The organism is Rhodoflexus sp. (assembly GCF_053489755.1).
The window spans coordinates 18,185-28,564 of the sequence record NZ_JBRCHD010000056.1 but is presented as its reverse complement, the minus strand read 5'-3'; the positions used below and the strand labels follow the sequence as shown (position 1 = coordinate 28,564).

General features: G+C 46.5%; 10 protein-coding genes and 1 tRNA gene. 3 read left to right on the top strand and 8 right to left on the bottom strand.

Features of this window, described 5'->3' with window-relative positions; translation table 11 throughout:
* Positions 1-190: 190 nt before the first annotated feature.
* The 3 genes from ACWIP2_RS12940 to ACWIP2_RS12930 all read right to left on the bottom strand — a co-directional run bounded on the left by ACWIP2_RS12940 (position 191) and on the right by ACWIP2_RS12930 (position 2,294).
* Positions 191-655, bottom strand: coding sequence for a hypothetical protein (locus tag ACWIP2_RS12940; protein WP_448520361.1), 465 nt, complete (start codon positions 653-655; stop codon positions 191-193).
* A 164-nt stretch (positions 656-819) separates the two neighbouring features.
* Positions 820-1,818 carry a ligase-associated DNA damage response exonuclease gene (locus ACWIP2_RS12935; RefSeq protein ID WP_448520360.1) on the bottom strand — a complete coding sequence of 333 codons (999 nt, stop codon included), beginning with the start codon at positions 1,816-1,818 and terminating at the stop codon, positions 820-822.
* Positions 1,818-2,294 (bottom strand): LysM peptidoglycan-binding domain-containing protein, encoded by a 477-nt coding sequence (locus tag ACWIP2_RS12930; protein WP_448520359.1) that lies wholly within the window; start codon positions 2,292-2,294, stop codon positions 1,818-1,820. Before ACWIP2_RS12930 ends, ACWIP2_RS12935 begins: the two co-directional genes overlap by 1 nt.
* Before the next feature lie 101 nt (positions 2,295-2,395).
* Here ACWIP2_RS12930 and ACWIP2_RS12925 point away from each other — a divergent pair, with 101 nt between their 5' ends.
* Entirely contained in the window at positions 2,396-3,385 is a 990-nt protein-coding gene (locus tag ACWIP2_RS12925) for an aspartate-semialdehyde dehydrogenase (RefSeq protein ID WP_448520358.1), read from the top strand.
* A 139-nt stretch (positions 3,386-3,524) separates the two neighbouring features.
* On the opposite strand, the gene ACWIP2_RS12920 is transcribed toward ACWIP2_RS12925, so the two are convergent.
* The 5 genes from ACWIP2_RS12920 to ACWIP2_RS12900 all read right to left on the bottom strand — a co-directional run bounded on the left by ACWIP2_RS12920 (position 3,525) and on the right by ACWIP2_RS12900 (position 7,811).
* Positions 3,525-3,597 (bottom strand) — tRNA-Thr (locus ACWIP2_RS12920).
* A 117-nt stretch (positions 3,598-3,714) separates the two neighbouring features.
* Complete coding sequence (locus tag ACWIP2_RS12915) at positions 3,715-4,707, bottom strand: hypothetical protein (RefSeq protein ID WP_448520357.1); 993 nt, start codon at positions 4,705-4,707, stop codon at positions 3,715-3,717.
* Positions 4,704-5,924, bottom strand: coding sequence for a CHASE2 domain-containing protein (locus tag ACWIP2_RS12910; RefSeq protein WP_448520356.1), 1,221 nt, complete (start codon positions 5,922-5,924; stop codon positions 4,704-4,706). Before ACWIP2_RS12910 ends, ACWIP2_RS12915 begins: the two co-directional genes overlap by 4 nt.
* A 149-nt stretch (positions 5,925-6,073) precedes the next feature.
* Positions 6,074-6,964: a patatin-like phospholipase family protein gene (locus ACWIP2_RS12905; protein WP_448520355.1), complete on the bottom strand. Its 891-nt coding sequence runs from the start codon at positions 6,962-6,964 to the stop codon at positions 6,074-6,076.
* A 73-nt stretch (positions 6,965-7,037) separates the two neighbouring features.
* Entirely contained in the window at positions 7,038-7,811 is a 774-nt protein-coding gene (locus ACWIP2_RS12900) for a biotin--[acetyl-CoA-carboxylase] ligase (RefSeq protein ID WP_448520354.1), read from the bottom strand.
* 68 nt (positions 7,812-7,879) lie between these two features.
* Between ACWIP2_RS12900 and rsfS the strand changes: the two genes are divergently transcribed.
* A complete protein-coding gene (gene rsfS, locus ACWIP2_RS12895) occupies positions 7,880-8,284 on the top strand; it encodes a ribosome silencing factor (protein ID WP_448520353.1) in 405 nt (134 codons plus the stop codon).
* A gap of 69 nt (positions 8,285-8,353) precedes the next feature.
* A complete protein-coding gene (gene ftsH / locus ACWIP2_RS12890) occupies positions 8,354-10,378 on the top strand; it encodes an ATP-dependent zinc metalloprotease FtsH (protein WP_448520352.1) in 2,025 nt (674 codons plus the stop codon).
* Positions 10,379-10,380 lie beyond the last annotated feature (2 nt).

Below are 10,380 nucleotides of genomic sequence, written 5' to 3'. Positions count from 1 at the left end.
AGGTATAAGCAAAAATGACTTCTTTGAAAAGTGCAAATCCGAAGTTAGTCGTTTTTCGCTAATCTTTCAATAGCGGTCAGACCCACAGGGTCAGACTGAAAACTGCCCCAGTCTGATCCTGTGAGTCTGACTGGAATCGTATATTACCCAAAAATCTGTGCAATCAGCCTGCATCAGCATTCCAAAAAATCTACTTACCGCGCTCTTTGTCAAAATATATGCGGCTTACCCAAAGCAAACCGAAGGCTTCGCCGTCGTCTTTTTCGGTGTATTTGTGGTGTACGTGGTGTGCGCGACGCAGCGCCCTGAAATAGCGGTTGTTGGAATAGCGCAGCAGGGGCGGGTAGCGCTGGTGGATAAACACATCGTGTACGATGAAGTAAACCAATCCATAAAGTGCAATGCCTAAGCCGATGTAGAGTTGGAAATCGGAATGCGCAATGCCCTGATAGATAAAATAAGCGCCTGGTATGGCAAAAAACAAAAAGAAAAGGTCGTTCCACTCAAAAAAGTGGCTGTGGTCTTTTTGGTGATGCGACTTGTGCAATACCCACAAAAAACCATGCATTACGTACTTATGCAGCGCCCACGCTACGCCTTCCATTGCCAGAAAGCTGCCCAGCAGTACTGCTGTGTTGATTATCCAGTTTTCCATTGATCTTTTATGTGTTTACGATATGGATACTAAAATGAATGAAACTCAGCGTTCTCTACGCAAAATTTGGTGTTCTTTGCGGTAAAAAGTATTCAACCACAAAGGTCGCAGTAATTTTTCGCGCAATCTGCGCATAAAAATAACACCCAAACAGCGCTTTGTGTTTATTCCGCTGCCGTTTGTTCGCCTTCAAAGAGTGTTTCTACGGCTTGTGCGTCTATGCCTTGCTCCTGCAAATATCGGCTGAAAATATGTGTATAACCATGCGTAACCAATACGCGCTCGGCTTGTGTGGCAGCGATGACGCTGAGGAGTCCGTCCCAATCGGCGTGGTCGGAGAGGACAAAGCCGCAGTCGAGGGCTTCTCGCCGCTTGTTGCCGCGCAGTTGCATCCAGCCCGAAGCCATTGCTGTGCTGTACGGCTGAAAACGCCGCATCCACGATGTATTAATGGCAGAGGGCGGCGCAATGACTATGCTGCCTTCAAAGTCTTTTTTGTTACTGACAGCATCTACGCGCTGCCAAGGGGGAAGTTGCAAGCCCGTTTGTTCCAGCGCTTCGTTTGCGTTGGCGATTGCGCCATGCGCGTAAATGCGCCCGATGGAGGCATCCAACCCGCTCATCAGTCGCTGCGCCTTGCCGAGCGAGTAGCCGCAAAGTACGCTCACGCGCCCTTCCGCGCGATTGTGCGCCCACCAGCGATTGATGGCATCATAAACTTCCTGTTGCGGCTTCCATTTGAAAACAGGCAGCCCGAAGGTAGATTCGGTAATAAAAGTATGGCAGCGCAGCGGTTCAAATGCACCGCTGATGCCGTCGTCTTCGGTTTTGTAATCACCGGAAACGACCCAGACTTCGCCCCGATAAGCAACGCGGATTTGTGACGAGCCGATAATGTGTCCGGCGGGATGGAAGGAAACCTCAACTCCGTTTTTCGTCAGTTTTTGCCCGTATTCAACGGTTGAGAGTGAAATATCGCTGCCCAGCCTAAGGCGTAAAACTGCTTCGGATTGCCTGTGCGCCAGGTAGAAACTGCTCCCCCAACGCGCATGGTCAGAGTGTGCGTGCGTAATGAGCGCCTTGCGGACAGGTCGCCAAGGGTCTATGTAAAAATCGCCCTGCGGACAATAAATCCCGTCGGGTGAAAATTCAAGCAGCGCCATCAGGGGCGGGGGATAAGGATGACGTGCCCTTCGCGGAACTCTCGGGCAGGGTTGCTGATGTTATTAGCTTTCAGCAGCGCCTGTTCGCTTACACTATAGCGCATGGCAACTTTACCCGCCACTTCTCCGGCTTTAATCTGATGGAGGGCGCGGATACGCACCTTCAATTTCTGACCTTCGCGAATCTGGTCAGAGGTAAGCCCGTTCACAATCCTGATAGAATCAACTGAAAAGTGGAATATTTCAGCAATCTGACTAAGGGTTTGTCCCGCAGGTACGCGGTAGTCGCCGTAGATTGTATCAACGAACACAATCACTTCATCTACGGGATTGATTTTCGTCATAATAGAATCCGCCTCCCGTTTTTTCCGCATCCAAGGCGGTGTTGTTCGCGACATGATGTCTATTGTAAAGTAAACCAGCACACCTATAAAAATAGCAGCCATCAGCAGTAGTACTTTCTTGCGATTATCCATGAGTGCCAAAAATCAGAATGACGTAAAGTTAAGTCTAAGTGACGGGTTTTCACAAGGGTATCGTAAATTGCGCGGTTTGGTAATCAAAAATCATAAAACGAATGAAAGTTGCAGTAGTAGGCGCAACCGGACTGGTTGGCGGTGAAATTTTAAAGGTATTGGCAGAGCGCAATTTTCCGGTAGATGAGCTTATTCCGGTCGCTTCCGAAAAGTCAGTAGGTATGGAGGTGCAATTCAAGGGCAAGTCGTACAAGGTGTGCAGCATAGACGATGCGATTGCCATGCACCCTGAAGTTGCGATTTTTTCGGCAGGCGGTAGCACTTCGCTACAACATGCTCCGCGATTCGCAGCGGCAGGCATCACCGTGATTGACAACTCATCAGCTTGGCGCATGGATCCGACGAAAAAACTCATCGTTCCCGAAATCAATGCCCATATCCTAACCAAAGAAGATAAAATCATTGCCAATCCGAACTGTTCAACCATTCAGATGGTAGTCGTGCTGAATCCACTGCACAAGCGCTACGGAGTGAAGCGCGTAGTTGTAAGTACTTATCAGTCCGTTACAGGAACAGGCAAAAAAGCCGTTGACCAGCTGATGAACGAGCGGGCAGGCATTGATGGACCGAAAGCGTATCCGCACCCGATAGATCTTAATGTTCTCCCCCATATTGACGTGTTTCTAGACAACGGTTACACCAAAGAGGAGATGAAAATGGTGAATGAAACCAAAAAAATCATGGGCGACGAGAGCATCCGCGTAACCGCTACGACGGTGCGCGTGCCTACCATCGGCGGACACTCCGAATCGGTCAACGTAGAATTTGCGCAAGATTTTGACTTGGAAGAAGTGCGTCAAATCCTCAGCCATGCGCCCGGCGTGGTAGTGATGGACGACCCAAAGAATAATGTTTATCCGATGCCGATTATTTCACACGGCAAAGACGATACTTTCGTAGGTCGTATGCGTCGCGACGAAAGCCAGCCCAACACGCTGAATATGTGGATTGTGGCAGATAACCTGCGCAAAGGTGCGGCAACTAACGCCGTACAGATTGCAGAATATTTGCTGGCAAATGGATTAGTATAATTTTGAAGAACTGATAGTAAAGCGGCACAGGTAAGTGATGTTTACCTGTGCCGCTTTTCCTTTGGTGCAGGTTCACCACAAGCTATCAAAACACGAAACCCGCTCAGAATTGCTTCTAAGCGGGTTTTTGATAGCTAAGAGCCCCCGGAGGGATTCGAACCCCCGACCTACTGATTACAAGTCAGTTGCTCTACCAGCTGAGCTACAAAGGCTTAATCGTGATGCAAAAGTAGTATGCCGAAAAATATCTTGCAATACTCTCCATGAAATTTTTCAAAAAATTAAGTGTGCCTTAGACGAGGCACACTTCGTTATTGAAAGTCAGTTCTTTATTTGCCGGGTGTTGCTGTATTTGCCGTTTTAAAAGCATTGCGTATCAAGAACGCTTGATACATTTCCTCGTACTGCGGTGTTTGACCAGAGATAGCCAGCGCAGATTCGTAGGCGTTAAGTGCTTCTGCTATCATGTCGTTTTCCTCGAAAAAGTTGGCTTCAATCAGTTTGCCGATGGCTGAGTTGTTGCCAAACTCTTTGCGTATTTCTGCCAGTTCGCGTTGCAAGTTCGTCAGTGCTTCGCCTTGTGGTCTAACGAGTATATTGCCGTCAATTTGCTCTGCGCCTATTTTGATCTTTCCTGAAGCCTGATCTACAGGGATAACCTTTACAATCAGGTAGGGCTGCCCTGACAGTTGCTCGCTCTTCAGATCGAGTAGCAAATGTTGCTCCCGTGTTCTACTGCTATATAGCAATTGATCGCTCAGATCCGACACTTGTACCTCATACGATTCATTTGGTTGCACATCCGACCATCTAATCAGCAGTTGGTCGCTTAAAATGGTCGAATTGAGCGGCAGCCACACCCTTACAGATGAAACAGCCAGATCGCGCTCCACTGAACCGATCTTGTTCATATGCTGGAAACGGTTGCGTGCTGCAGCAGATTGCTCGCCTTGCGTCAGTTCATTGACTACAAACTTAGCATATTTACTCGTTACAGACGATTGCTGTACTACTTTGTTGCTCAAATCTTTTACCTTATGCGAACCCGCTGCAACTTCAATTGCTTTGCCTGTATGATGTGCAAGGCTCAAATAAGCCCCCTCAGGAACAAAAACAGTTTGATTGTCAGTAATTTTAAATCCAACCTTAATCGGCTGTCCGTCGAGAGTGTTAGTGCCTTTACTGGCCAACACCTTGAAAGCATAGTCCTGCGCAATAGCATTACCAATCAGTAAAAAAAACAGGGCCACACTTGTAGTAATACTTCGATAGTCCATAGATATCATCACAGTCAATTCTTTTCGATCATCAACGAAAATCATGCCCGAAGGTTAAGTTGTGATGCGTTTTTTTTTGCAGGAAATATGTTACTAATCAGCACGTTATAGATCTCAAATATATCGCCGGACAATAGTACAACGGCAATGGTTGCCGTAAAATCCATTTTAAGCCTGTAGTTGAGAAAAACAACAAGCAAGATGTAAACCAACAGCACAACCTCTGTCAGCTGTATGAGTTTTGATAGGATATCGTACCATACCCCCAAAAAGCGATGGTCGCTGATAGCGGCAAAGACAGCTACATTGAGCAAACAAATCAAGACAGCAAGTGAAGATGCCAACCACTCTGGCGACTCATTGATGTAGTTTTCATGTAGAATCATTGAAACGATGTTCGCATGTACTACTCCTCCGTACATATCAGGCGGGCTGCGACCTATTTGCTTGCTATTGAGCGGGGTGTAGTACTTGTCGGTATCCCATGTAGTGCTGGTGTACTCTCCGCCCATGTAGCACATAATTACGATTTTATCTTTGAGCGTTTCAGGGATAAAGTTTTCCTTAAAAATATCATCCACATCCAATGTAAGAAACTTGTCGGTGTTGCCTCTGTAGTTGATGATCTCGTATTCATTACCCCGGCTGATAAACTTTTGAGCCTTCACTGAGTCATAGAGGAAGGCTATCTGCGTAGCAAAACTGCGTTCTACAGTCCCATCCGCAACTTTTTCGGTGGGAGTCGTCTCTCTCCATGACTCAAACTGGCTGTCGCCTTCGGTAAGCGCATTGGTAAAGCCCGTATGCGCGTGCCGGGCAAAGCGCGGCAGTACTTTTCTAAGCGTGTCCCATACGATTGTACCGTCTTGCTGCCTTCGTCCGCCTTCTACTTTACTCCATAAAACCAGATTGGTTGTTTGGGCAAATGCTGCCTCGAGTAACGAATCGGCTTCCTCGCCTCTTGGTTTGGAAAACTCTACGTCTATCCCGACTACGCGCGGACTGTATTTATTGATGATCATTAATTGCTCTGCGATTCCCTCTCGGCTCAGCGTACCGATATTGACTAAAACAACTGTTGTATCTGCTTCAGGCGGATCGCGCAGATCGGAAAAGGCAAGATCAGTAACGTTGTAGTCTTGCAGTACCTCTTCAAAAACATTGAGAAAGTCCAGACTAATTGCAAGTTGCTGCAAAAGCCAAATGACTATTAGAATGAAGACCGTCCCACCAAGGTTAAACCAATTGATAATCTTGCGCATATCAGAAAAATTCGCGGATAAAAAACACCTCAGTACCTGTAGTCATTGCTGTGCAAGATTACTGCTTGTCGTAGGATCTGGAGTAGCAAAACGCGCAGAATCATAGTATCAGACAAGTCTGCAAAATGCCCGGCAGTTGACAGGTACAGCTAAACAGAAGAGGTTATCTGCTCCTTGATAAAAGCTGCTATTGATTGATTAGCAAGTTCTCTGCCGAGTTCGATCAGTTCAGCCGCCTTAAAAAACTCAAAAGTACCTGCCGAATCTGCGGGAACATCAATGCATATATCGGGCTGGTGGTGCGCAATCGTCAGTTGTGCCATCCGACGCACCATTGCAGAGGAAGCCGCAGTAATGAGCGAATAGTAGCCTATACTTTGCCTGTCTGCAGACGAAGTGAGCTTGGAAAGGCGACTCATCAATCCGTTCAGACTAAAATTGACATTGGACGGACTTGCTTCGGGTCTGGGCGACATCTTCGCAGATGACTTAGGATCGCCATATAGATTGACAACAACGAGCAGTTCATCGCCATGGCGCTTGACGTGGCTCAGCGGTACAGGATTCAGCACTCCTCCGTCCACTAAAAACGTATCACCGTATCTGACTGGGGTGATCACTGCAGGAATGGCAATAGAGGCTCGCGCAGCCTCGTAGAAGCTCCCTTGCGTAAAAACCACCTCCCGTTCGTTGAGTATATCGGTAGCTACTGCTGCATAGGGGATGTGCATATCTTCTATTGCCTGATCAGGAATGAAGGTTTTCATGGTTTCAAATACTTTTTCACCTTTCATCAGCCCCTTCGAGGTGAGCGTAAAGTCCATCAGTCCCCAGATATCGCGTTTATTGAGACGCTTGATCCAGTCAATGTAGGCATCTAACTGCCTCATTGCATACAGCCCGCCAATGACTGCCCCAATAGACGACCCCGCGACCGATGCAATATGATAACCATTTTCCTCCAGCGCTTGAATGGCCCCTGCATGGGTCAGCCCGCGCGAGCCGCCACTGGACAATACTAATGCTACTTTCTTTTTCATCTTCAGCAGGATATTTTAAGTAAGTTGATACACCAGCCTACATACGCAAAAGGCAGCTGTAAGATACTCGTCCTTAGCAATTGAAGCGAATTTGCTTGAAACCAAAGGCTTCTATTCCTGCCTGCGTGCGTATCAGCAGGCGTCCTGTCGCATCAATATCTTCAATAGTTCCCTCAAAAACTGACGGCACATCGCCCCGCAAATCGGTATAGCTCGCCAACTGGCCTAACTGATACAAGTTTGCCAGATACGCTTCTTTGACTGTTGCGCTGCCCTGTGCCTGCAATTGCAAATAGCGCTTTTCCAGATGCCTGATCAACAAATCAAAAACCTCGGGCAGTAGCTGTTGCAGCCCCGATTGCAGTTTAAGAGAAGTTGCATGAAGCTCCCCAAAGTCTGTCTGGTTCACATTTAAGCCGATGCCTACTACACTATAGCGCAATTTTGTACCCTGCAAAGTATTTTCTATCAAAATACCGCAAATCTTGCTACCATCAGCATAAATATCATTGGGCCATTTGATAGCTACAACTGCATCGGGAAGTAGTTTGCTAACCGTATCTGCTACCCCAAGCGCAACAGCCATATTGAGCAAAAAGGCATCAGATCCATTTAGAAAAGAGGGACACCAGATCAGGGACAGCGTCAAATTCAGTCCGGGAGCAGCCTCCCACGTACTGCCTCGCTGTCCGCGCCCTTGCGTTTGGCAGTCTGCGATGATGACCGTACCGGCAATAACAGGATCTGTTTGGATTAACTCTGCCGCTATGTCATTAGTAGAACGACAAACTGGCAGATGAATAAGTTTTTTGCCCGTGAATAATGTATCAGCAGCAATTTTGTACAAGAAAAATATGTATTTTTGTATGAACGCAAAGTTAAAACAATAACAACAAGTACACCCCCTACTACCGCATGATACAAAAAACTCAGGCAAAACGTAAACAGGCAGATGCAGAAATGCTCAGCCGTGTTGTTGCCGAAGGAATGTTAGAGAAAAAAGGCATTGACATTGTGATTATGGATCTCCGCAAAGCTACAAATGCGGTAACTGATTTTTTTGTCATTTGCTCAGCAAACTCTGATACACAGGTAGAAGCAATTATGAATTCTATCGAAGAACAAGTACATAAACATCTGGGGGAGTGGCCTTGGCAGAAAGAGGGTAAATCCAACCTAGAGTGGATCATACTGGACTACGTTAGCGTAGTAGCACATATTTTCAAAAAAGAAAAAAGACAGTTTTATGGTCTTGAAGATCTTTGGGGCGATGCAGAAACTACCCATGTAGAAATTTCAGCCTTCTCAACACAATCTTAATTAAAACATTCACCTTTTCATGTTTGTTTTTGTTTAACAACAGGAATCCCTGTTTAGGCATCTGACACAATGACAAATAAGCAAGATAATAACCAAAAGAAAAATCCACTCATACCAAAACCTACGCCAAAAAATAATTATCAGGTATGGTTGCTGATCCTCATTATTGGCGTTGTGTCTTCTCTGTATTACCTCAACAGAGCAGCCCCTACGATCCATATCACTCAAAAGCGTTTCGAGCAGATGCTTGCAAACAAAGATGTGAAAAATATTGTGATTGTCAACAGGCGCTTTGTAGAAGTTTACCTCACTCCTGAAGCACTTAACAAGCAGCAGTATAGAGATGAGTTTGCGCAAAGAAGCCCCATGGCATTGATGCAAGGCCCTCATTACAGGTTCAACATTGCTTCAGACGAGAAATTTCTGAACGATCTGGACGAAATACAGAAAGACATTCCGCGCAATGAACGCTTAGAGTTCTCGACAGACAACGACCGTCCTGATTTTACCAATCTTTTCTGGACATGGGGTTTCCTGTTCTTATTGGTATTCGGTTTTTATTTCCTCATGCGACGCATGACAGGCGCAGGCCCCGGAGGGCAGATTTTTAACATCGGAAAGTCGCGCGCTGCACTGTTCGATGCAGAAAACAAAGTTAAAGTTACTTTTACAGATGTCGCCGGACTCGATGAAGCCAAACAAGAGGTAGAGGAAATTGTAGATTTTCTCAAAAATCCTTCTAAATACACCAATCTGGGCGGTAAAATTCCGAAAGGCTGTTTGCTTGTAGGTCCTCCCGGAACAGGCAAAACTCTGCTGGCAAAAGCTGTGGCCGGTGAAGCAGGTGTTCCTTTCTTTAGCCTCTCAGGTTCAGACTTTGTAGAGATGTTTGTAGGTGTAGGTGCGGCACGCGTACGCGACCTGTTCAAACAAGCCAAAGAAAAAGCACCGTGCATTGTATTTATTGACGAAATTGATGCGATCGGACGCTCCCGTGGCAAGGGTGCAATGCCGGGTGCTAATGACGAGCGCGAAAATACCCTCAACTCGTTGCTGGTAGAAATGGACGGTTTTGGTACAGATTCAGGCGTCATCATATTGGCAGCCACCAACCGCCCCGATGTTCTGGACAGCGCCCTGCTGCGTCCCGGACGATTCGATCGCCAAATCAGCGTGGACAAACCCGATATCATCGGCAGAGAGGCAATTTTCCGCGTACATCTGAAGCCGCTCAAGTTAAGCGAAAATGTAGATGTTAAGAAACTGGCTGCCCAAACACCCGGCTTTGCAGGTGCTGAAATTGCTAATGTGTGCAACGAAGCGGCCCTCATAGCTGCACGACACGACAAAAAGAAGATTGAAATGCAAGATTTCCAAGATGCCATTGATCGTGTGATTGGTGGATTGGAGAAGAAGAACAAAATCATTTCACCGGAAGAAAAACGCATTGTAGCTTATCACGAGGCAGGACATGCTATTGCTGGCTGGTTTCTCGAACATGCAGATCCCTTAGTAAAAGTGAGTATCGTACCACGCGGAGTAGCGGCGCTGGGTTATGCTCAGTACTTACCCAAAGAACAGTTTCTCTATACAACCGAACAGTTAATAGACGATATGTGTATGACTCTCGGCGGGAGAGCAGCCGAAGATGTAGTTTTTGGGAAGATATCAACCGGTGCGCTGAGCGACTTAGAGCGCGTTACCAAAATGGCATACAGCATGGTATCTGTTTACGGCATGAATGATAAGATTGGCAACATTTCTTTCTACGACTCGAAGCGTTCCGACTATATGTTTGAAAAGCCTTACTCAGAAGCAACTGCAAAATTGATAGATGACGAGGTAAAGAAATTAGTAGAAGGGGCTTATCAGCGCACTAAAAATCTACTTATTGAAAAGCGTCATCAATTAGAAATAATCGCACAAGAGCTTCTTTCTAAGGAAATCATCTTCCAGAATGACATCGAACGGCTGATTGGCAAACGACCATTTGCACACCAAACAACCTATGAAGCCTATACCAACAGCACCTCTGAGGCAGTGCAGGAAACAACTCCTGTAGCAAGCGAAGCAGGTACAGACAAACAGACCTGATT

Excerpts from the sequence above, each read along its gene's own strand:
- ACWIP2_RS12940 (WP_448520361.1), bottom strand. The coding sequence starts at position 655 with ATGGAAAACTGGATAATCAACACAGCAGTACTGCTGGGCAGCTTTCTG.
- ACWIP2_RS12935 (WP_448520360.1), bottom strand. The coding sequence starts at position 1,818 with ATGGCGCTGCTTGAATTTTCACCCGACGGGATTTATTGTCCGCAGGGC.
- ACWIP2_RS12930 (WP_448520359.1), bottom strand. The coding sequence starts at position 2,294 with ATGGATAATCGCAAGAAAGTACTACTGCTGATGGCTGCTATTTTTATA.
- ACWIP2_RS12925 (WP_448520358.1), top strand. The coding sequence starts at position 2,396 with ATGAAAGTTGCAGTAGTAGGCGCAACCGGACTGGTTGGCGGTGAAATT.
- ACWIP2_RS12915 (WP_448520357.1), bottom strand. The coding sequence starts at position 4,707 with ATGATTTTCGTTGATGATCGAAAAGAATTGACTGTGATGATATCTATG.
- ACWIP2_RS12910 (WP_448520356.1), bottom strand. The coding sequence starts at position 5,924 with ATGCGCAAGATTATCAATTGGTTTAACCTTGGTGGGACGGTCTTCATT.
- ACWIP2_RS12905 (WP_448520355.1), bottom strand. The coding sequence starts at position 6,964 with ATGAAAAAGAAAGTAGCATTAGTATTGTCCAGTGGCGGCTCGCGCGGG.
- rsfS (WP_448520353.1), top strand. The coding sequence starts at position 7,880 with ATGATACAAAAAACTCAGGCAAAACGTAAACAGGCAGATGCAGAAATG.
- ftsH (WP_448520352.1), top strand. The coding sequence starts at position 8,354 with ATGACAAATAAGCAAGATAATAACCAAAAGAAAAATCCACTCATACCA.